The 23,072-nt window shown below is 22.4% G+C and carries 25 protein-coding genes and 1 pseudogene; 5 read left to right on the forward strand and 21 right to left on the reverse strand.

Translation table 11 applies throughout. The annotated features are described in order from the left end of the window. Nucleotides 1-112: 112 nt before the first annotated feature. The 4 genes from BGI41_RS00785 to BGI41_RS08495 form a co-directional block, all read right to left on the reverse strand. On the reverse strand, nt 113-523 hold the full coding sequence (locus BGI41_RS00785) for a TIGR04076 family protein (protein ID WP_088538353.1): 411 nt from the start codon (nt 521-523) through the stop codon (nt 113-115). Between the two features lie 126 nt (nt 524-649). Continuing rightward, nucleotides 650-1,111 carry a GNAT family N-acetyltransferase gene (locus BGI41_RS00790; RefSeq protein ID WP_088538354.1) on the reverse strand — a complete coding sequence of 154 codons (462 nt, stop codon included), beginning with the start codon at nt 1,109-1,111 and terminating at the stop codon, nt 650-652. 196 nt (nt 1,112-1,307) lie between these two features. Continuing rightward, on the reverse strand, nt 1,308-1,622 hold the full coding sequence (locus BGI41_RS08490; RefSeq protein ID WP_369829824.1) for a DUF2115 family protein: 315 nt from the start codon (nt 1,620-1,622) through the stop codon (nt 1,308-1,310). After that, on the reverse strand, nt 1,613-1,771 hold the full coding sequence (locus tag BGI41_RS08495) for a hypothetical protein (RefSeq protein ID WP_233126282.1): 159 nt from the start codon (nt 1,769-1,771) through the stop codon (nt 1,613-1,615). The genes BGI41_RS08490 and BGI41_RS08495 overlap by 10 nt, the downstream gene beginning before the upstream one ends. A 168-nt stretch (nt 1,772-1,939) precedes the next feature. On the opposite strand from BGI41_RS08495, the gene BGI41_RS00800 reads away from it, so the two are divergent. Then, a complete protein-coding gene (locus BGI41_RS00800; RefSeq protein ID WP_088538355.1) occupies nt 1,940-2,500 on the forward strand; it encodes a DNA-3-methyladenine glycosylase I in 561 nt (186 codons plus the stop codon). Nucleotides 2,501-2,514: 14 nt separating this feature from the next. After that, entirely contained in the window at nt 2,515-2,961 is a 447-nt protein-coding gene (locus BGI41_RS00805) for a hypothetical protein (RefSeq protein ID WP_088538356.1), read from the forward strand. A gap of 131 nt (nt 2,962-3,092) precedes the next feature. Here the strand turns inward: BGI41_RS00805 and BGI41_RS00810 are convergent, their stop codons facing one another. The 3 genes from BGI41_RS00810 to BGI41_RS08355 form a co-directional block, all read right to left on the reverse strand. Beyond that, a complete protein-coding gene (locus tag BGI41_RS00810; RefSeq protein WP_198945410.1) occupies nt 3,093-4,079 on the reverse strand; it encodes a zinc-binding dehydrogenase in 987 nt (328 codons plus the stop codon). Nucleotides 4,080-4,398: 319 nt separating this feature from the next. Next, a complete protein-coding gene (gene acgM / locus BGI41_RS00815) occupies nt 4,399-5,427 on the reverse strand; it encodes a radical SAM/SPASM domain protein, ACGX system (RefSeq protein WP_198945411.1) in 1,029 nt (342 codons plus the stop codon). Nucleotides 5,428-5,509: 82 nt separating this feature from the next. Then, a complete protein-coding gene (locus BGI41_RS08355) occupies nt 5,510-5,671 on the reverse strand; it encodes a hypothetical protein (protein ID WP_158211954.1) in 162 nt (53 codons plus the stop codon). A gap of 270 nt (nt 5,672-5,941) precedes the next feature. Here BGI41_RS08355 and BGI41_RS00820 point away from each other — a divergent pair, with 270 nt between their 5' ends. Beyond that, nucleotides 5,942-6,328 carry a helix-turn-helix domain-containing protein gene (locus BGI41_RS00820; RefSeq protein WP_088538358.1) on the forward strand — a complete coding sequence of 129 codons (387 nt, stop codon included), beginning with the start codon at nt 5,942-5,944 and terminating at the stop codon, nt 6,326-6,328. Nucleotides 6,329-6,411: 83 nt separating this feature from the next. On the opposite strand, the gene BGI41_RS08720 is transcribed toward BGI41_RS00820, so the two are convergent. The 7 genes and pseudogenes from BGI41_RS08720 to BGI41_RS00840 all read right to left on the reverse strand — a co-directional run bounded on the left by BGI41_RS08720 (nt 6,412) and on the right by BGI41_RS00840 (nt 11,777). Next, complete coding sequence (locus BGI41_RS08720; protein ID WP_369829822.1) at nt 6,412-6,702, reverse strand: DUF1802 family protein; 291 nt, start codon at nt 6,700-6,702, stop codon at nt 6,412-6,414. A gap of 68 nt (nt 6,703-6,770) precedes the next feature. Continuing rightward, nucleotides 6,771-6,926 (reverse strand): DUF1802 family protein, encoded by a 156-nt coding sequence (locus BGI41_RS08725; protein ID WP_369829823.1) that lies wholly within the window; start codon nt 6,924-6,926, stop codon nt 6,771-6,773. 8 nt (nt 6,927-6,934) lie between these two features. Further along, nucleotides 6,935-7,597 carry a S16 family serine protease gene (locus BGI41_RS08730; protein WP_369829825.1) on the reverse strand — a complete coding sequence of 221 codons (663 nt, stop codon included), beginning with the start codon at nt 7,595-7,597 and terminating at the stop codon, nt 6,935-6,937. A gap of 33 nt (nt 7,598-7,630) precedes the next feature. Beyond that, nucleotides 7,631-8,481 (reverse strand): annotated as a pseudogene (gene brxL / locus BGI41_RS08735) (BREX system Lon protease-like protein BrxL); the annotation flags it as partial. Beyond that, nucleotides 8,469-9,179: an anti-phage BREX system Lon protease BrxL gene (locus BGI41_RS08510; RefSeq protein WP_233126285.1), complete on the reverse strand. Its 711-nt coding sequence runs from the start codon at nt 9,177-9,179 to the stop codon at nt 8,469-8,471. The gene BGI41_RS08510 and the pseudogene brxL, both read right to left, overlap by 13 nt. Nucleotides 9,180-9,237: 58 nt before the next feature. Then, on the reverse strand, nt 9,238-10,422 hold the full coding sequence (pglZ, locus tag BGI41_RS00835; protein WP_088538359.1) for a BREX-1 system phosphatase PglZ type A: 1,185 nt from the start codon (nt 10,420-10,422) through the stop codon (nt 9,238-9,240). Continuing rightward, nucleotides 10,419-11,777, reverse strand: a complete 1,359-nt coding sequence (locus tag BGI41_RS00840) for a hypothetical protein (protein WP_088538360.1) — start codon at nt 11,775-11,777, stop codon at nt 10,419-10,421. The genes pglZ and BGI41_RS00840 overlap by 4 nt, the downstream gene beginning before the upstream one ends. A gap of 273 nt (nt 11,778-12,050) precedes the next feature. Between BGI41_RS00840 and BGI41_RS00845 the strand changes: the two genes are divergently transcribed. Continuing rightward, nucleotides 12,051-12,746 carry a hypothetical protein gene (locus BGI41_RS00845; protein ID WP_088538361.1) on the forward strand — a complete coding sequence of 232 codons (696 nt, stop codon included), beginning with the start codon at nt 12,051-12,053 and terminating at the stop codon, nt 12,744-12,746. Nucleotides 12,747-12,854: 108 nt separating this feature from the next. Here BGI41_RS00845 and pglX read toward each other — a convergent pair whose 3' ends face one another. From pglX to BGI41_RS00880, 7 genes are all read right to left on the reverse strand, one after another. After that, the gene (gene pglX, locus BGI41_RS00850; RefSeq protein ID WP_088538362.1) at nt 12,855-14,843 is read right to left on the reverse strand and encodes a BREX-1 system adenine-specific DNA-methyltransferase PglX; all 1,989 of its coding nucleotides are present in this window, start codon (nt 14,841-14,843) and stop codon (nt 12,855-12,857) included. 37 nt (nt 14,844-14,880) lie between these two features. After that, a complete protein-coding gene (gene brxC / locus BGI41_RS00855) occupies nt 14,881-18,405 on the reverse strand; it encodes a BREX system P-loop protein BrxC (protein ID WP_143744747.1) in 3,525 nt (1,174 codons plus the stop codon). A 52-nt stretch (nt 18,406-18,457) separates the two neighbouring features. Then, nucleotides 18,458-19,036 carry a DUF1788 domain-containing protein gene (locus BGI41_RS00860; RefSeq protein ID WP_088538364.1) on the reverse strand — a complete coding sequence of 193 codons (579 nt, stop codon included), beginning with the start codon at nt 19,034-19,036 and terminating at the stop codon, nt 18,458-18,460. Continuing rightward, entirely contained in the window at nt 19,037-19,621 is a 585-nt protein-coding gene (locus tag BGI41_RS00865) for a DUF1819 family protein (RefSeq protein WP_088538365.1), read from the reverse strand. It lies immediately after the preceding gene. Between the two features lie 43 nt (nt 19,622-19,664). Next, nucleotides 19,665-20,423 (reverse strand): (4Fe-4S)-binding protein, encoded by a 759-nt coding sequence (locus tag BGI41_RS08430; protein WP_198945412.1) that lies wholly within the window; start codon nt 20,421-20,423, stop codon nt 19,665-19,667. Between the two features lie 40 nt (nt 20,424-20,463). After that, nucleotides 20,464-20,949: a hydrogenase maturation peptidase HycI gene (gene hycI, locus BGI41_RS00875; RefSeq protein WP_088538366.1), complete on the reverse strand. Its 486-nt coding sequence runs from the start codon at nt 20,947-20,949 to the stop codon at nt 20,464-20,466. A 327-nt stretch (nt 20,950-21,276) separates the two neighbouring features. After that, the gene (locus BGI41_RS00880) at nt 21,277-22,107 is read right to left on the reverse strand and encodes an SAM-dependent methyltransferase (RefSeq protein ID WP_088538367.1); all 831 of its coding nucleotides are present in this window, start codon (nt 22,105-22,107) and stop codon (nt 21,277-21,279) included. A gap of 432 nt (nt 22,108-22,539) precedes the next feature. Between BGI41_RS00880 and BGI41_RS08515 the strand changes: the two genes are divergently transcribed. Continuing rightward, a complete protein-coding gene (locus tag BGI41_RS08515; RefSeq protein WP_233126286.1) occupies nt 22,540-22,707 on the forward strand; it encodes a hypothetical protein in 168 nt (55 codons plus the stop codon). The last annotated feature ends 365 nt before the right edge of the window (nt 22,708-23,072 follow it).

The raw sequence follows: 23,072 nt of genomic DNA on the forward strand, positions 1-23,072 counted from the left end.
AAAAAAATAATTAAAATNAAAAAAACTAATTTTAAAAAAATAAAAACTTTAAAAACTAATTCTATTATCCAGTATAAACCCTATATACTAATCTAATTAAAAACTAATTCTATTACCCAGTATAAGCTTCATCTACAGAATTTGAAAAATCCTGTTTAGATAAATACTCTTTTTCTTCATCATTTTCTGGAATATCAATTCGTTCTATCTTAAAAATAACTGGCCTAGTTCCATCATTACAACATGCAATCATCATTCTATCATCATTTGTCCAACCATGCATAATAGAACCTCCTTGAAGTGCAGTGTAAACATATCTACTAATTGCATCCCAAGCTTCACCACAAAATTTACCATTCATTAAATGATAAAAGTCATCTTGTTCTGGTGTACGTTTAAGAACAAAAGTATCTCCTTTTTTAAAGAAAGGACAAGGACCTGATTTTGAATTAGCTAAATATTTCTCTTGATAATCCTCAAAACATTTAGTTTCAAGAACTGTAATTTTACATTCATGTTTCATAATATTACCTTAAAAAACTAATTTTTAATTTTAATTCATAAAAATAACAAATAGACAAAACCATTAAAACAAAATCATAACCTAATTCATAAAAATAAAAATAACCATAAAACCATTAAAACAAAATCACAATTTTAATTCCATATAAACAACATCATCCATAGGATTATTATAATATGGTTTACATTCTTTAAATCCAAATTTCTTATAAGTATAAATAGCTGATTTTAATGGAGTAATAGTATCTAAAACCATTATTTTATATCCTCTTGATCTTGCATGATTAGTTATTTCTTCAACTAACCTACTTCCTATATGATTACCTCCATATTCAGGTTTTACAAATAATCGTTTCATTTCACAATATTTATCATTATAATGTTTATATGCAACACATCCTAAAACTTCATTATCTTTAATTGCAACTAATAATTCTCCATTTTTACCAGTGTATTTTGAAGGAAAATCATTTAATTCTTCTTCAATCCCTTGAAAAGATAAATCTCTATTAAGACGTTTTGTATAATCAATAATTAAATCTTTAACTTCATCAATATATTCAATACCATTTTTTATACTAAATTCCATGATTTTACCTTATCTAAATCTTATTAATACATTCAAGTATATTGACAATAAACTTAATAAATTTAATTCTCACTTAAAACATAAAAAACATACATAAAACTAAAATATACTTAAAATAATAAACTTAACTTAAAATATCCTAAAAAACAGAAATAAAAATTAAATATACTTAAAATAGTAAATTAAATTTAAAAATCTAAAAAGTAGACATAAAATCTAAATTTCTACAAACACAATATCTACATAAAGAACGTTTATCTCTAATATATTTCATTCTATTTTTACAATAAAATTTACCATTTTTTATAAAAACATCATAATTTTTAGAATCATCACTATATGGATGAAGTGGTTTTTTACTAATTAATGCAAGATATAAACATAAATTCCTTGTAAAATCAATATCCTCATTATATGGATCATAAATACTGAAATAGTAACTAACATCACTTTTTAAATTATTTATAACATTATCTTTAATAATAAAATCTGATTTTAATTCTAAATCAATATTTCATCATATATCTTTGAATTATAAATAGCTAATCTTTTAGTAATACTATCAGGATATTTATCATCAGTTGATTTCTTTTTAAGATAATCAATTGGATAATCCTTTAAATTTTCTCTAATTTCATTAAGTAAACTAGAAGCTTTCATAATAAACACCTACAAAGAAATTAAAACACATAATTATATTTTATTATAAAAAATATTTATTCTTTTATAAATAAATTTCTTAAATTAAATAATATTTATATTACAGTATCATAAATTTAATAATTTAAAAAAATATATACTGAATATAAAACTAAAAAAATGATTATTATGAAATATAGTGATAGTAAAGACAGATGTTTTTGGTGTAATCCAGATAATGAGTTATATATAAAGTATCATGATGAAGAATGGGGAATACCAAACTTTGATGAACAATACTTATTTGAAATGTTAATACTTGAATCATTTCAAGCAGGTTTATCATGGGAAACCATATTAAATAAAAGAGAAAACTTCAAAAAAGCATTTGATAACTTTGATGTAAATAAAGTAAGTAAATATGATGATAAAAAGAAAGAAGAATTACTTAAAAATGAAGGAATAATAAGACATAAACTTAAAATAGAATCTGCAATAAATAATGCTAAAATATTCATTAAAATACAAGAAGAATTTGGAAGTTTTCATAATTATCTAAAAACTTTTACAAATGATAAAATAATATATGAAAATGATAAAACCCATTCTGAATTAGGAGATTCTATATCTAAAGATCTTAAAAAACGTGGAATGAAATTTGTAGGTCCTAAAATAATATATTCTTATTTACAAGCAATTGGTGTAATTAATTCACATATGGAAAATTGCTTTTTATATAAAAAACAATAATTTAGAGAGATAATATGAATTTAAAAATCAGTAAATTATGGAACCCAATAGGATTTTTCATAAGCTTTTTTATGTCTTTTCTTATGCCATTAATATTTGCAGTCCCATTTGGTTTCATGCCAATAAATGTATTTTTATATCAGGAATTAATTAGATGGCCAGTTGCATATTTTATAGTTACATTATTTGTTATACCATTAAGTTTAAACCTTGCAAAACGTTATTTTACATTCCCTCCAAAAGGCCATATATTTAATCCTGTAACTTTCTTTATTAGTTTACAAATGTCCTTTTTAATGCCATTAATCTTTGGTTATGCTATTGGAAGTATGCCTTTAAAAATATTATTTATTATGTGGCCAGTCCGTTGGGTAGTTGCATATGCTATGGTAAACTTTGCAATAAGACCATTTTCTATGAATTTAACTAAAATAACTTTTAATTTTGAACCACAACACTAAAAAATGCAGAAATAATTAATAATTTAAATAATAAATTTAAAAAGCAACAAACTAAACAAAAACCTTCAAAAACACTAAAAAATAAAATTTAAATAATTAAAAAAGAAAAAATTAGAAAAATAAAAATATAATTAATCTAATTTGAATATTATTTTCCCTTGTACTTTATTTGATTCCATTAAAATATGAGCTTTTGATATATCCTCTAAAGAATTAAAAACAGCAGAAATAACCGGTTTTACATTGTTTTTTATAATAAAATCAAACATATCATCCATTATTTTTTGTGTTGGATAATTACTATAAAATCCAGTTAAATATCTTCCATTTGGAACATCAGCAATAGGATTAAAGTTTTTAACATATTCTTCCCCACCAAGCACTCCAGTAATACAAAGTATTCCTCTAAATTTAAGAGTTTTTATAGTATCATTTAATTTACTTGGTCCAATTAAATCTAAAACTTTTTCTACACCTTCTGGGAAAATATCTAAAACTTTTTGACATATATCCCCATCATCAATTATTGGATAATCTACTCCTAATTTTTCTAATTTTTCAATTCCTTTCTGATTTCTACTTGTTGCAATAATTTTAGCCCCAGTAATTTGTGCTAATTGAATTGCACTTATTCCTGTAGCACTTGTTGCTCCTCTAATAAGAAGTACATCATCAGATTTTAAATTTAAACATTCATATAATGAACCATATGCTGTAAAATAAGTTTCAGGAATAGATATAATTTCTTCTAATGATAAATTTTTAAGAGTATTTTCCCTAACTTTAAAAGTGTTTTTAATTGGTATTAATGCATATTCTGCATAACTTCCATCAAAAGTACGACCCATACCACCCATTAAACAAGCTACAATATCTCCCTTTTTAAATGAACTATTAGAAGGACCTACAATTTCCCCAATACATTCAATACCAGGTATTACTGGAAGATCAATATAATCTTCATCAGCTTCATAATCTCTTAAAATAATTTCTGAACGATTAATACCAAATCCTTTAACTTTAAGTAATACTTTATCTTTAACTACTTTTGGTATTGGAACTTCTTTAACTTCTAATTCATCTGCTTTACATGTTTTTTCAAGTACTACTGCTTTCATAATATCATTGTTTATATTTTAAAAAAAAAAGTTTATTAATAAATAGTTCAATCTTTACTAAAAAATAAATATTTTATTAATAAAATACTTCTTTTAAATAATTATCTTTTTTTGTATAATATAAATTTTTTAATAAATTTAATAAGCTATTAAAACTAAAACTCATTAAACTAAATTAAAAAATCTTATTAAATCAATATTAGTATAAAAATTTAAAAAAAACTTAAATTAAAATACTAAAAATAAACTTACTAACTAAATTAAAAAAAAACTTAAATTAAAATACTAAAAATAAACTTACCGAAAAATATTAAATATATTAAATTTTTTTCCAACATTGTGGATCTGGAGAATAAAAATTATGAGTATATCCATAACTTACTGCAGGACAACCTCTACAAAATCTTAATAATTCACATTTTGAACATTTCTCAAAATTTTCATAATGTCTATATTTATCCATATTTTCTCCAGTGAATATATTATATATACTTTCTGTCAATCCATTTCCCACTTCACTTTCCATTCTACGGCAAGCATAAACACTACCATTAGGTAAAATTGTTAAATGTCCATTTGCACAATTACAACCATCATAAATAACATCATTAGCAAGATTTTCATCAATTGTAAATAATCCTTTTTCATATAAATAAAGAGTCCATAAATGATCTTTTAAACTAAATTCAGTTCCACAACCATTATATTTTTCATATAATTTAAAACAAGTATCTAATAATTCATGATATTCTTCAGGACTCATTTGATTAGTTTTATCAAAGTTTGTTGGACAATATCTTGCAAATGTAAATAAATCTGCTTTATATTCAACTACTTTTTCAATAATTTTAGGAATTTCATTAATATTTAATTTAGAAACTGTAGTCATAATATTTGCATGAATTTCTGCTTTTTTTAAAGGTTCTATTTTTGAAAGTGTAATATCAAAAGAACCTGATTTTCTAAAATAATCATGAGTTTCTTTAAGTCCATCAATAGATAATTGATAGAATTGACATCCATAAAAAGCTAATTTTTGACAAACTTCATTATCTAAATGAAAAGGATTTCCTAAAATTCCAAATGGAATTTCATTTTCTTTTAAAAATTGTAATATCTTCCAAAAATCAGGATGTAATATTGGGTCTCCACCAGTAATTGTAAAAAAAGGTCGTCTATTAAGTCTTTTACACATATTTATACAATTATTAAATATTTTTAATACATTTTCATATTCCATTGTTAAAATAGGTTTATTATTTTCTTCAGAAAAAATGTAACAATGTTTACATCTTTGATCACAATCATCAGTGATATGGAATTGAAATGGAAAAAACTTAGTCATCATATAATTCCTTAAATCATAAATAAAAATAAAAAAATTCCTTAATTTTAATTAAGGAATAAAATCTTAGTATCTATAAGTATGTTTAATTTAACTCAGAACCACAAGCAGTAGATAAACTCTCCTCACCACAAGCAGTAGATAAAGTTTCTTTTTTAGAACCGAAGTAATTACTTGCAATTCTTGAGCTAGAATAAATACTATTATCTGTCCAATGGTTTAATTTATACATAGTCATTTTAATCATTTCTCCATAATTTTAAAAGTTTAAAACTTTTAATAATACTCTATAATTTTTTATTTATAAAACAATAAGTTACCTTAAGGTAACTAAACCAGATATTAATGCTTAAATATTGAACTTTAAATAAAATTTCAATTTTAAAATAAACTAAGATTAAAAAACTAAATATTAGATATCATTTAAAGAAATAATTTTAATAAAAGTTACCTCATGGTTACTTAATCATTTTAATAAGAGAAAAAATAAAAATGTAAATAATATAAGGTGTCTTTAATGGTTGAAAAATTTATAATAAAACAGTGCCCTATAGAATTAACTATGAAATTAATAAATAAAAAATGGGTTATTCAATTAATAAGAGATATGTTCTTTGGTGCTTCAAGATTTAATGAATTTAAAGAAAATAAACCTAATTTATCTAATAAAGTTTTATCTAATTGTCTTAAAGAAATGGAACATAATAATCTTATTAAAAAAATTGTAGATGAAGAAGATTCTACAAATATTGAATATAAACTAACTGAAAAAGGATTAGCTCTTAATAAAATTCTTTATGAACTTGCTATGTTTTCATTAAATATGGATGTTGATAATGAATATTATAGCAAAGAAGATAAAATTCAAATAGAAAAAATTTTCAGAAATCAATTAATGAAATAATCATCAAGAAAAATTATAAACTAATTTTCAGATATAATACTTTTTAAAAATTTATATTTATACTTTCATTATAAGCAAAAATATTAATATAATTCTTCTTTAATTTTATTAAATTCTTTATCAGATAAAACTGGTTTAATGTTATCTAATGAAACCTCTTCATCAACATTAGCATATAACATACCACGTGTTCTACCTAACATTAATGGTTTTTCTAATTTATAAACTCTAAGTACCCAAATAAATGCATGTTTTTTTCCAAGATAATCTTTAACATGATTTTTTGTCCAAATATGATATTTATTAAATGTACCAATTCTTGATGAAGATTTTTCTATAACTTGTTCTACTTTAGCATAATATTTAACTTCCATCTTTTTTCCATTTTGTTTTGGAAGAAGATTTTCCTTTGCGAAGTTTTTAGATATATCATTAAAATTATCTAAAACATCATCTTTATTTGCATAACTACTGTAGGATATAATAGAAATTCTTTTAATGAAGTGTTATACTTTCTAATTAAAATTGTCTGTTTTCCTTGACCTAATGCTTCAATAGTTGCATTCCATTCATTTAAACATTTTGTTATTTTACTCATAATATCACTTATTCAACACCTAATGCTTTAAATACAGCATCTTCGGGACTATTATAAAATATTAAACTAAATTTAGATAGAACTTCTGGAGGTACACTTGCAAGATCTATACTTGCACTCATTGGAATTAAAACTTTTTTAGCACCTGCATCCAAACATACTTGTAAAGTATTAGGCAAATCTTCAATTTTTTTAATAGTTCCACCTAAAGAGAAGCTACCAAGTATAGCTGTACTAGATAAAATTGATTTATTTAATGCTATGGAACACAATGCTATAAATGTTGGAAGAGCTAATTGATCAGTCATACCAATATTATTCATATCTTGTATTTCCATTACATAATCTTTATTAATCAAATCAATTCTACCACTAATACTTTTATGATTAAATTTAAAATAATTGTATGCAATATTAATTGATTCTTTAACTTCTTTTTTAGATCCTGAACAAATATAATTAAATTGGCCATCACCATTTAACATTTTAGTTTCTAATTTATAAACACCAAGTTTATTATCATCTAAACTAGGAGCAATTGTATAAACATTTCCAGGATTTGAAATACCTTCAGGAATTAAAGTGCCTATTCCTTGCTCTTTTACACCAACAAATGTTTCATTAAGAGTTTCATTATCAATATATGAAAAATTCACATCATAAAATTCCATGCCCCCAATTTTTTTTAATTGTTCTTTAATTCTTCTTCTTGATTCTAATGCAAGTTTAAGAATTTCCTCTATATCATCTTTTGTAAAAATTCCATCAGGATAGATAATTTTTATTAAACCTGAAACTGTTTTTCTAACAGCAACAACATCCCTTTGATTTAAATTTTTACCTAATTTGTAATATTCATCAAATGCATCAGAAAATGATCTTTTTCTCATTTCTCTAAAGAATTCTGAAAGATAATCTGTAATTAAACCATAATCATTAGTAAAGAAATCTGGTCTATATTTTGGAATCTCCCAACCTGGAATATAACAGTGCATTCTATCAAAGAAAGCAGTATCTTGATTAATTTCAGGAGGAAATGGTTCAAATAAACTTGATGTTTTAAGTAAACTATCTACACTTTGATTAATATTTCCTACAAATACCATAGAAGCATTAGCATTTTTTCTTCTTTTCCACGTGAGAATGAACCTGATGCCATATAATCTTTCATAATTGCAGAACCATCATTATCTTTAAATTTAATTCCTGAAACTTCATCAAAAGCAACACAATCCCACATACCAACAAGTCCCATTGTATGAGTAGCCATATTATAAAATAAATTAGCTACAGTAGTTTTTCCACCAGATACTAAAATAGAATTTGGTGAAATTTCCTTATAGATGTGTGATTTACCAGTACTTCTAGGACCAAGTTCACATAAATTATAATTATTTTCAACAAGCGGGATTATTCTTAAAAGAAGTAATGATTTCTCTCTTTTTGTAAGTTTATTAGGTTCCATACCTATAGAACGAAGAATTAAATCTACCCATTCTTTTTTAGTAAAATTTTTTCTAGCATTTAATAATTCTTCTAAATCTAAATAAGGCATTTGAATAGGTAAAAGATTTTTAATTTTAAAGGGTTTGAATTTTTATCAGCTTCATCATAATAATAATCAAATTGAACCATACACCAAATATTTCCACCTAATAAACGTTCATACTTTGAAGGATATTCTTCACTTATTGGTACATTAGTAAGACCTAAATTAGAAAAGGATGCTACATATATATCATTTCTATAATCTAATCTTACAGATACAACATCTATTACACTATATGAACCAAGTTCTCTAATTTTTGATTGAATTTTATCAGCTTCATCTGGACGAACATAATTATCTGCTAATATTTTTTTTACTGTTTCAACACCTTGTTCTATTAAAGATTCATCTGTAGAACAATATTTTCCTAAAAGATATTCTAATACATAAACTGGAACATTTGCCCCTTCTTTAATTTTTTTAGTTAAATCCTTTCTAACAACTTTTCCATCAAAATTATCAATAATTTTTTTATTTAAATCATCAGAACGATAAATTGAATTTTTTTCTTCATTTGAATTAATATCCTCAAAATTTATTTCTCTTTCTTTTTGAATGTTCTCAGATTTTATATAATGATTTAAATCATTATTTTCAAATTTTGTTTCATAATATGTTGAATCCTTTTCATCATAATACATCTTATTTTCATTATAAGATTCATCATTTTTCTTATTGTTTTCTCCATTAAAAGATTCATCCATAATTTCACCTTAATATCCAATTATTTTTATGTTTTTTATTTAATTTACAATATTCTATTTAAAAGAATGAAAATCCATCTTGAAATGCAATATCAATTATAAATTCTTCTCTTTTAATTTCCATATTTGTTTTAACATCTTTAATTACCATGAAATATTTTTTATCTTTTGAATATTCTTTTTGCATTAATGTAAATTTCTCTTTAAACTCCCTATCCTCTGCAGAATCAGTATTTTTATTTGCATAAATAATTACTTCATTAGATATTTTTTCTCCATTTTCATCTTCAAAATAAATTTTAGCTTCTAAAGGTGTAACTGTACTTGAAATATTTTCAGATTGATAAAAAGTAAATACACAAATATTATTTGTAATTTTATTATTTGTAGACATAAGTTGCAAATCAACAGTATTTTGCATTTTAGATGAAGATCTTGTTGAAGTTTTAACTTTTAATAATGGAATCATACATTCTTCTAAACTTGCTCCACCATGAACATAATTTTGTCCTGAACCTCCAATTTTAAATATTCCTGAACCAATTGGTGTTGTAACATAAACATCATTATTATTAATATAATTTAATGGAAAACTTATACATGCATCAATTTCAATTGGAGAATAAGTTAATAAAAATCTTTTATTTTTATAAAAAGAATCAACAGTACTTAAATCAACTTTACTACTTTCTTCAAGCTTATCTCTTTTATATATAAATCCATGGTCTGCAGTAACAAAGAAATTTGAAAATAATCTACTATTTGTAAGTTTAGTAATTAAGTTTTTAATTTCATGAATTGCTTCCCCAGTTGCCATAAACACTTCATCTTCAGTTTTATTATTATCTCCTCTTGCATCAATTTGATTATGATAAATATAAATTAGATTAACATCATTATATTTTTCACGTAATTCTTGTATCTTAAATGATTTAATTTCATCATATTGTACAGCAACAGCATTTGATTGATATTTCTTAAGTATCTTATCTCTATCATTTGTACTTAAACTTGATTGTCCATCAACTAAAATATTTTTATCATCATATTTTAAATTAGTGTGAGGTAATAATGATGCCATTCCTAAAGCAGTATATGAAGGAATAGTAGATAACATTGGTTCAATAGATGTTTTTGTTGTCGGATCATTATTCAATATATCATACAATTCAATTGCAGAACCATATCTAAGTGCATCAGAAATAATTACACAAGTTTTATGTTTTGATAAAGATGAATTTATATTATCTCTATAAAAATTCCATTGCTTAGTATATGTATATCATTTAATGAATCAAGTTTACCTATAGCTTTTGTAAAACGAGGTGTAACTTTCATTAAAAAGTCATTTTTATACATATTTTCAATTAATTGACGTAAATTTTCAATATCTTCTGATGTAGTTTTATCTTGATAATATTTATCATAATAAAAATAAAATTTTCTATAAGATTTATCAATTAATACCCAATCTTTAGTAAATAATTTAATTAATTCTTCAATATTATAAGGTATTTCTATACTATTAAATTTATTAATTGAATCTAAAAATATATTTGCCCATTTAATAAAATTATATTTATCTTTATATTTCTTATAAAAATGTGTCTTTGATCTATAATCTATTATTTCATCAAGTTCCATTATTTTATCTTGATTTTCATATAATAAATTAATATAATAGTTTGTTATATTTTCATCAAATATTTCAAAACTATCACAATGAATATAATTTTCAATTAACATATTTGATAAAGTACCTTCAAGATGAATTTCTTTTTGGATTATATTTGCAATTTTATCATAACAATCCCTATACTTATAGTTATTCATAAATTGGTCAATGAAGACTTTTGCATTATTTTTATTTGAAACTAAATATTCATCCCATTTTTTAGGAGTTTTACCTTCTTTAAATAATGTTGAAGAATAATTTAATATTAAATTTATTATTAACTTATTAACTGTTGGTTTTTTGTCATTATAACTATATTTTTCTTCTATTAATGCCCAAAAATCATTTAAAATATTAAATTTCTTGAATTCGGTAATTATCTTATTTTCTTTATCTGAACTATTAATTATAACATTTTGTAAAACATAGTCAAAATTTAATGTTTTCGTTTTAGATAAAACACATAATATTCCCATTATAATTTTTTCTTTAGTATAATTTTGAATATTTAATGCTTTAAAATCATTTGTTCTTTTATTAGAATTCCAAAATTTAGAAAATTTTTCTATAACATTTCTAAATTCTTTTGGAATATTTAAATCTTGACAAATTAATGTAATTTTATCTGCATTAAATTGAGTAGAATAATGAACCATATCTGCAAGATAATTATCTTTATCTTCGGGTCTTTCAAAAGGAGCATATATTAAAAAATTAGTATTAGGTTCTTCTATTTCAATATGATATTTAGTATATAACCAATTAGAATTAGTTAATTTCCATACTTCTGCATTATAAATATTTAAATTATCAATATCTTCTTCAAATTCCTGTTCTCCATCATACCACATTACTATTTGTCTATGTTCTGAATCATTTGATAAAATTTCATTAATTTTATTTTCTACTTCACTAAGATTCATTAAACTTCCCCATAATTAATATTATACAATTGGTATTTATCTTATTATAAATATAAAATTTACTTATTAAAAAATTCAAAATATTTTTAAACATAAAAACAAATACTTCTTAAAAAAATAACTTAAAACTATTTAATTTTAATTTTGATGTTAATTAATTTATTTTCATATAAAAATAAATAATATTTAATATTAAAAAGTTTTATAATTTTTTATAAAATCGCACATAAACAAGTATTTGAAACATTTAAAAATAGAAAAAATATTGATAGTGTGAGTGATTTAACAGGATCTCAAAATAAAACTGCAAAAAATGATAAATATATAAGATATTTTTGGGAAGTTTCAAATAAAAAAATAGGTATTAGTAAAAAATGGGTTTTTTATGCTAAAAGAGGAAAATATAGAAAATATTATGGAAACTTAAATTTAATTGTTAATTGGTCAAGGGATGCAAGAAATTTTTATAAAAACAATAAAACATCTAATTTATTAAACGAAAAATATTGGTTTAAAGAAGGAATTACATATACAAAAGTTTCTTCAATAAGACCTACTTTTAGATATCTACCACCATATTGTGTATTTGATATGGGAGGACCTTCAATTTGTTATTTACATAATAATTTAAATTATATTTTAGGTTTTTTAAATTCAAAAATAAGCAATTTATATTTAAATATACTTAACCCTACAATTAACATACAAACAAGAGATATTAAATTATTACCTATTATTATTGATGATAAATATAAAAGAAAAATTGAGATTTTAGTGCGTGAAAATATACAAATATGTAAAAATGATTGGGATGATTATGAAACAAGTTGGAATTTTAAAACACATCCTTTAATAAAATTTAAAGAATCAACATTACAAAAATCATTTGATAAATGGAAAGAACATAAAAATAATTATTTCCATACCATTTATGAAATTTCATACCTTTATCATAAGCAACCCATTTAAAATTTTTGGAAATAAAATTTAAATTATTTTTTTCAACTTCAAACCATAATCTTAAAAATCTTTTATTATTTCCTGTATCTATACCTTTTTTTACAGGTACTAAATCACCTAATAAAGTTCCTTTACTAAAAATATTAATACTTGTTTATCTGCCCAATATGCAATTGGAGAACCAGGAATATTAGAAAAATTTTCATTAAATGTATTATAAATCACATTTTTATTATTTAAAAAAGCATTTTCTTTAGTACTCTCAGAATTAAAATCAACTAAATTAAAATACTTTGTTTTAAATTTTTTAATTTCTTGATTTAAATAAACAAAAGATGTTGTTTGAACAACTTCTCCTCCAATTTCATCAAATGCATTTGGCCCTAAATGAATCATATTTATTAAAGTATTTTTTAAAAATTTTTCTCTTAAATCCTTAAATGTTTTTAAAAACATGAATGATTGTTGTGTAATCATTGAACATAAACCATTTAATTTAAGCATTTGATTACATTTTTCAATAAAAACAGTGCATAAATTTGCTTTAGATAATGGATAATATTTATTTACAAAATTATTTAATTTATTATCCATATTTTCTTGTTTCATATATGGAGGATTCGTTATTACAATTGAATATTTATTTGATAAAATTTCTCCTTGATCTGCAAGTATTTTAATAAGTTTTTTTTCTTCATTAAACTTGATTAAATCAAAATTTTTATTTAAATTAATTTTTTCTAAACATTCTTTAATTAAATGAAAATTTATTGCTTTTACATTTAATAAACTACCATATTCTTTTGCATCAGTAAATATTTCAATTAAATATTTTAAATCATTTTTAATTTTAGGATATTTTTCTATAATATAATTAATAAATTCATCACTTACATTATTAGATTCTTGAATAGAAAACAACATAGGATTAATATTTAAATTTAATATTTTTCTATTGTATTTTCTTGCTTTCATTAATATTACAAAGTAAGTTAATTGATATGCTCTATCATCTACATCTAATCCATAAATATTATTTTTTAATATTTTAACAGTTGCATCTTTTTTAGAATATCCTAATGATAAATATATGTCCATTAATATGTCAAATGTATATACTAATATATGTCCACTACCCATACATGGATCAATTATATTAATATTTTCAATTTTTAATTGAGAATAATTTTCTTTTATTCTTTTTAGATTAACATTAACACTTTCATGTTGATTATTATCTTCACAATAATGTTTCCATTTTTCTTTTAAATGTAAATTATCATGCCCTTCAATCCACATTCTACCTAATGAATTTTCAACCATATATTTAACTATCCATTTTGGTGTGAAAAGTTGGGTTACTGCAGGTACATTTTCCTTTGGAATTTTTTTACTTTTCTTACTTTTTCTAAAAGTTTCATCTTTTAATTCAGCATTATAATATTGGTACATCCAACCTATAATTTCTACTTGATCTTTAAAATCTTCTTCAGGAATATCATTAATTAAATGATTTATTATACTATCAGAGTCAGTAAATGAAATATTTAATAATATTTCACTATAATCAGAGGTTTTTTCAAATAATTCAGGTAATATTTCATTTAATTTATTACATTGTTTTATAAATAAAAATTGGAATAATTCATCTAATTTATTTTCTTCATTAAATTTAAATATTTTTTCTTTATCATCAAGAGTGTAATTTAAATCTAAATCTAATGCATATGTAATAATATCAGGTTCTAATTTTCCTTCTATTTCACTTGAAAGCACTCTTGTTCTTGTTGGAAGATAATCATTTACTTCCATATATCTAATTGCAATTATTCTATTGAACCAAGTATATGCTACTTCTTCAATAACATTTTCATATCCTTTTGATTTAACCTCTTTAACTAAACTTTCCCTTTGTTTTATTTCATTATCATAAATTTTGTGTTCAACACCTGCAGAATTATAAGATTCCATTCCTTCCGCTTTTTTAGATGGTTCTAATATTTCATTAGTATTAATAATCCCAAGCAAATTCATTTGATATTCAATATCATCCATTAATTTTCTTCTTGATTCAGTAGCAAATATTTTTATATTATTTTTATTCATAATATCCCAATTTTTTATTAATTATCCTCTAAAAAATTTAAATTAAATAAATAGCATCATAACCTTTTAAATTTTTACTTAACTCTTCTTTTAATTTATTCAAGTAAATATTAATTTCTTCTTCACTTTTAAATTCAATACCTGTTTGTGCTATCATTTTTAATTCAACACGATTTATTTTAGGCTGTTCAATATCCTGTGAATGATTTAAGTTATTAATTTTCATATAATATTGTTTTTTTAATGCTTCAGACTCATCAAGTACACCATTAATAGTAGATATACTTTTTGATTTAGATAATTTATTTGAAAGTTCATCAAATTGATTATTAACATCTGTTTCTAATTCATTTAATTTTTTTTCATCAATTTTATGAATAATTTCTTTTTTAACACGATTTAATGTGCTTTCAATAGGTTTCCTTTTATTTTTTAATATTTTATCAAAATTAAAATTGAAATTTTCACATAATTCTGGTAAATTTTTAATATAGTAATATGGATTAGGCATATCAATAATTTTTTTTATTTCATTAGCAGCTTTTTTTAAATTATTATCAGTAATAAAATTTTTATTTTTATTATAACTATCATTATATACATCACATGCATTTTCAAAAATTTTAATCTGATTACTACTAAAGAATCCTTCAATTGATACTAAATCATCACCAATATCTAAAAATTCATCTTCATTATCAAATACAAACTTATAAAATTGTTCAATATTTTGTTGATTATTTACCTTTTTAAATAGTTCATCAGCTTTTTCAACAACTTCTTTTCCAGGATATTTATATTTATAAGAATTGTTATATTTTGAAATAATTTCAGATAATTCATCATATTTATTTTTTGAAGCCTCTTTAAAATCATCCATTAATTTCTCATCATTTTCTGAACTAGTTCTTACTGAAAAAACATCACTTAAAACATCTTTAACTACTTTTATCTGAATTTTTGGAGTGACTTTTTTCTTACTAACTAATATTTTTTCATTATAATTTTTATTTGTAATAAAATCAAATATTTCATCTTCATTATAATTACTTAATGAAATTATTTCTGCATTTTTAATTAAACTAATCCTATGTTGTGAAAATAGCTTAGCAACTAACCATTGAATACCCTCATCTTTAAAACCATATGGTGCTTTTGAAAAATGTTCAAATATTGTTTTTAAAGTAGGATTTATATGATTGTAATTTCTAGAATCTATAAACCGTTCTAAATCATTTAATGCATTACTACAAATATTATCTTTTTCAATTAAATTATCTTGTTTAGTTTCTTTAATATTATTTAAAATATCTATTTCTGATGGATTAACTTCCATATAACTAAGTTTATTATAAACTTTAGATACTAATTTTCTTAAAGCTTCTTTCACCCTATTATCGGGATTTTTTTCAATAATTTCTACTTTACGTCCACTTATATAAATATCTGCAGTTTTTATAGCTTCTTCTAAAAATAATTTAATTCTACTACTTTTTTCATTATTTTCTTCTCGTTTAGCGCTTAATAACTCTTCTTTTATTTCAGTACTTTTTTTAGTTAAAAATTTTTTAATTTGAAGTGATTCAAATATTTCATCAAGATAAATATCATCACCATTTAAATACAATATTACTTCATTATTTTGTTCAGATAATTTTTTTAAAACAGTACTCATTTGATTATTATCATCAAAATACATTTGTCCTGAATTATTATTACCTTCTAAATTTTCAAATTCATAATATGGTGTAATAATTCTTAAACCAATTTCTCCACTTTGTCGACCTATATTTATATTATCAATTGCTTTATTAAATTGGAAATTATATTTTTTAAAAGAAATTATATCCTCAAAAATAGTTTCTCCAATTTCATTTAAAACATCACCCTCTTCTACAATTTCATTTTTAATTGCTCTATTTATATCTTGTTCTTCATTTGTAAGAAATAAATATATTTTTCCATTTTTTTGAATAAGTGTTTCTTGTTTTAATTTATTTAATGATTTTTCAATTTTTTCTTTAAGTGAAATTCTATCAATATCAATATTATCTATCATAAGAGTAGTAATGTTTTCAATATTTGCTTTAATTTCTTTTACATATTTAACCATAAAAAGTGTTTTTAAAATTTCAACATCAAAATCATCTAAATTCTCATTATTAGATGCTTTGATAATTACTCCTCTATGAGTATGATCAATAAACTTGTCAAGAGCATTATAAAATATATTAAAAGATATAATAGCACCTTCAAATTCATCTTCTATTACTTGTGCTGATTCTTTAAATAATGCAAGCATAGATCTTTCACCTTCAGAAAGGTGTTTTCCAGATGCTCCATGTTCTCTTATTGAAGTAAGTACTGCTTGAAGTAAATTAAATTGATAAGGTATAAACGGATATACCTCTGCATAATCTTCTGCTGAAGAATATTCTTTCATTTCCGCTGTATCTTCAAATGTAATTAAATTTTTAATTAATGCTTCTTTTTTCGGATAATCTGCCTCAAGCATATTTTTTGCTACTTCATTTTTTTGAAGGATTCTTCTTCGTATAACTTCATCAACATTTGCACTTGAAAATGAAAGTCTTATTTTAAATCTTCCTTGAATTTTAGAAAAGTCTTGACCTTTTACAGTCATCAAATCATCAATATTTTGTTGACTTGTTACAACAATCCATGCTCTACCTTTACATGCAGTACCTAACTGTTCTGTAATTGTTTGTAAGTTAAGCATTAAATCAGTATCATCACCAATAAATTGACCAATTTCATCTACTAAAAATACAATACGGTGATTTTTTCCTTTACTATTTAAATATTTATTAATTTCTTTTGCAAAATTTTCAATACTTAATGTATAATTATCTTCAGCTTTATCCACCCAATTCTGAGCAGCTTCTTTACTCATATAACCTATATTTACAATTGTTTCAATTATTTTATCAGTTATAAAATAATAATCATTTCTTGAATTTATCCAGTCTTCACCATAAATATTTTTAAATTCTTCTTTAAAATCATTATATTTTCCATCAGAATCTAATTGTTTTTCAAAATCGGCAAGAAATGGCATTTCTCCACTGTAACCTAACATTTCATTAAATACTTTTACAAATACTTTCATTATTGCATTTTTCTTATCACTACTTGAATTTTTTGCATCAATGTTAAATAATATTACATCAGTATCAATATTAGTTGCAGCTTCCATATCTGCAATAATAAGTGGATCTTTAATTTTTTTATCTTCTTTAAAGAAATCAATAGGTCTACGTCCATGAACTTCTTTATCTTCTAATATATAAGACAATATTTTAAGAAAGTGAGATTTACCACTACCAAAAAAACCTGAAATCCACACACCAATTTCATCAGTAGGATAATCTATAGATTTTTTATAATTTTTAAAGAACTCTCTGAAGTGTTTTAGAAGTTCTTTAGTAACTACATATTCATTTAGTTCTTGAAATTTATTTTCTTCATCATCTTGACCTACTTTAATTACACCTTTAATGTCACGATTAATGTCTTTTTCAAACATTTCTTTAATTTTCATAATATCAAACCTTTTTTTATATTCACCTAAAATAAAAATAATAAAATTAAATTTATTCAACTAATTTAAATGCTCTATAATAATTACCATCTTTTATTGTATTAAATAATACCAAATCAGTTCCTGAGTATTTGCCTGGGAAAAACATAATAACAGGAGCAATATCTAGTTTTAAATTAAGATTATTTAAAATATTATGTGATCTAATAAGAGGGTAAGCTTTACCTACACCAGTTAAAAATACAACAGAATTCTTTGAGGTGTTATTTATTATATAATTTACAATTAAATTATCATTTTGTGTAAGTTTTAAAAGTTTTCCAACAGCTTTATCCTTAATAAAATCTCTACCTTTCGTTTCTTCAAATTTAAATGTTTTTTGAAGAAAATTTTTATTTTTTAAAATATCAATTAATATATCATATAAATCAAATTCAATTATCTTAAATTGAAAATTCTTATTATTTATTTTATCTTTAAGATATTTAACATAATCTCTAACCTTCAATTCATCTTCAGGATTATAATCAAATATATAATAACCTACTTCATTACCAAGACCTTTATTTTTCCTAAAAGATTCCTGCTTAATTTTTTCTTCAATTTGATTCAATCTTTCATCAATATCCATTTATTGATCCCCTGTTATTGAATAAACAAATGGTCCATAACCATTTTTTATAAGTAAATTTTTTAGTTTCATGTCTAAAAAAGGTATTTTAATATTTTTTTCATTATCTATTACTCCAGCTTCTTTAAGCATTGTTAAATAAACTGATTTTAAAGATTTAATTGTTTTTTCTTTCCAATTAGCTACTTTTTCACTTTGCATCATTTTATTTTGAAAAAAAATATTAAAATCTTTATTTTCTAATTTTAAATTCCCTAAAATGATTTTCTCCCTAAATACTTCATACATAAATTCAAAAAATAATTTATCAATTTGAAGTGTTGCTATTAAAACAAATATTTTTGCAGAATTTATATCAACATTTAAAAAATAGTTTAAAATTTCTTTAGGAAATTTTTCAAATCTTCGATATAAATAATTTGCCATTTCTCTTGAACGTCTATCACTAACAGCTTGGAATATATTCTTATCAACAGATAACTTTACAAATTCTTTTTTATTTAAACCCTCTAAAATATATTCTACTGTTTTTTTAGATTCTAAAAACCAAAAGGAATAACTCATAATCCCTGCACTATATTCCATATAAAAACACCTATTATTATTATATAATAACCGATTATATAAATTAATTTTCCTTATAAGATAATGCACCAGAAGGACATTTATCAATTACTTCTTTAATTTCATCAGGACTTTTAATATTTATTTTAACCCAAGGTTTCTCAGCTGGCTTAAATACTTCTGGCAAGTTTCTCCAACATTCACCAGCATGTATACATTTTTTAGCATTCCATACAACAGTAAAATTATTATATGAATATTCTTTAACCTTTTCTTTAGTTAATAAATTAATATTTAATGTAGTTGAAATAGATTTTCCTATTTCAAAAGTTTTAACAATTAATTCATCTCCAACAATATCCATTAACATAATTGAAAAATCAGAAAGACCTTCATTATTAAAACTAGGTGTAATTAATATTTTATCCTTAAACATATCAACAGAAGATTTAGAACTATTTCCATATATTAAAATATCAGTATCTAAATATTCAGCAATAGAATATATTTGACTTAAATCTCCTTCAGATACTTTTTCCATATCATCAGATTCTCCTTTAGGATATACATCACCATAAACTATAGTGATTTTTATATTATCCTTATTTGAATCTGAACTTTCTATTTTATGATTAAATGTATAATTATCTAAATCAGTATCTTTTACTTCAATAAGCTTAGCAGTTTTTTCAAGCTCATTTTTAATATTATTATTTTTTAATTCTCCAGGATGTAAAATTAAATCAACATCATTAAATATTTCAGATACTTCATTTGGAAGATTAGTATCTAAATCAGAACATAAAATTATACCATAAGTCATAATATTTACCTACAATAATAATTAAAATAATCACAAAAGATTAATTATCATTTAAAACTGTTTCAAGAATATTTATAATTTCATCTGAAGATTTTTTACATGAATCTGTAAGACTAAGTTCACCAAGATCCATATTTTCAGGTTGAATTCCAATAAATAGAATATTATATGGTTTTTTAATCTCCAAATAATTAACAAGATATGATAATGACATTGAATGAGTAGATATACTTACACTAGATACTTCTTCTTTATTTACAAGTCTTATTTTTCCTGGTTCTTCATCCATAATTACTGCATCAATAATTAATATATGACTTGGATCAATAGATCTTATTTTACCTGTAAAGTTTTCAGGTACTGTTTTTGCATTTATAATTTCAATATTATCATCATCTATATCTTCATCTAACTTATTAACAATATATTGACCTAATCCATCATCACCACGAATATCATTACCAATACCTAAAATTACAAGTTTATTATAATCTTTTAAAAATTCTCTTAACCCTTCTTCAATCATACTTATCACATCATTTTACTACAATAATTAAAAACCATTTTTAAAATTCCATATAATTCAAACCTAAAAAACAATTAACACATTCTAAAAATCATTTTTAAAATTCCATATAATTCAAACCTAAAAAACAATTAACACATTCTAAAAATCATTTTTAAAATTCCATATAATTCAAACTTAAGAAATAGAATAAATAAAAATCATTTTTAAAATTCATAAATAATCTAAAGATTTTAACGATTAAATAATTAAAATAATAAAAATATTTTAAACATTAACTAAAATCATAAAAAACCAACAGTACATATACATGAATATAATAAAATATCATCTTATTATTTTAGTTTCTATACTTTCAATACCTCCACCCATAATATATTTTAATCTAATTTTAATAGTGTCTCCAGATTTTACATCTAATTTTTCAGTTGGTATAAACAATGGTGGATTAAACATTGGTGTTGGACCACATACAATATTATCACCAAGAAAAGTAACAGTTGTAATTTTAATTCCATTAAAAATTGAATTTTTATTAATTTTAAATTCTAAAATCTGATTAAATTCTTCATCAATATATTCTTCAAGATTAATTTCACTATATCTAATTTTATCTCCAATTATCTCATAATTAAAATTAGAATCAGGATCTTCCCAAGAAATATTATTTATATCAGTTGAAATAGGTTCTGCAAAATTATTAACAGCTTTAGGTATTAAAGTACAATCTTCTTCCATATATTCTCTAAAATGATTTAATACAGGTACTTCTTCTTCATCAATTAATGCTGTATCTAACATTTCGCATATAATTAAATTTCCTTTTTCAAGTCCTTCTAATTCAAGTACATCTGCTTCAAGAATTAATGTATTATCAAAACTTTCAAGATTTTCACTAGCATATTTAGCTATTCTATGATTCTTTTCAAAACCTACTACAGAATTAAAATATAAAGAAGCAAAATATGATAAAATACCACTTCCACAACCTAAATCATATACAACTTTATTTATTAAATTATCATTATCATCTTTTATTAATCTGTATTCATTTATACCATTTTTTATAGCATAATCAGAAATAGCCTCATAAAAAGCAGATAAACGTTCTGTATCTTTAATTAAATGACTATGATAACTAGTAGTTTTAAATTTCATTATAAATATTTTAGTTAATATAATTTATAATATTTTATAAAATATACTAATTAAAAAAATATTTTACAATATAAACAATTAATTAAATTATATTTAATCTCTAATAAAATTACTTAGAAAAGCTATTTTTCCATAATTACATAAAAATAATTTATTAAATAAAATTTTAGGCTAATTCATATTTATAACATATTATAAAGATTTATCTTTCCATAGACTTTTTATATTTTTATTTTTTGAATATTTTTATATAATAGTGAAAATAGAATTAAAATCATAAATAATGAAATTTAACATAGAGCAGTACTAATAAATAATCCTAAAAAATTTAAGAAATACTTAGATGCTGCTGCAAAATCCCAACCACAACGTAAAGCATGGAGAGTAGATTTAAATTATGCTCCAGAAGATTATATCAAATATAATTGTAAAATGTATGTAACTAAAAAAGGAAGTACAATTGCAATAAAACCTAACGGAGATATAATAAGTGTCTGTGCAAATGCAAATAATAAAAATAAAGATAACTCAAGAGCGTTAATGGAATTTGCAGTAAAAAAAGGTGGAACAAAACTTGATAGTTATGATGGTAACTATTGATTTTACCGACATTGTGGTTTTGAACCCATAAGTTATTGTGATGGTATTGAAAAATTTTATCCAGACATCTGGAAAAAAGGACACAAAATAGATCCAGAGAATTATAAAGATGAGAAAATTATATTCTTCAAATACACAGGACAAGAAACTAACTATAAAACTTCAGAGAAATTTTATGAAAAGGTTAAAGTTAGTAAGGATTATGATGAGGCTATGAAGAAAAGGGATAAAGAAATGTGATTATTATGGATATATTTAAATCTTTTATGACCTATGATGAATATGTGCAAAGATTAAAAGAATTATTCCTTGAAAGAGGAAATAAAAAAGAAGACATACACTACCTTACTGAAAAAATAAATGTT

Origin of the sequence: Methanobrevibacter sp. 87.7 (genome assembly GCF_002208625.1) — an archaeon.
Taxonomy (GTDB): domain Archaea; phylum Methanobacteriota; class Methanobacteria; order Methanobacteriales; family Methanobacteriaceae; genus Methanarmilla.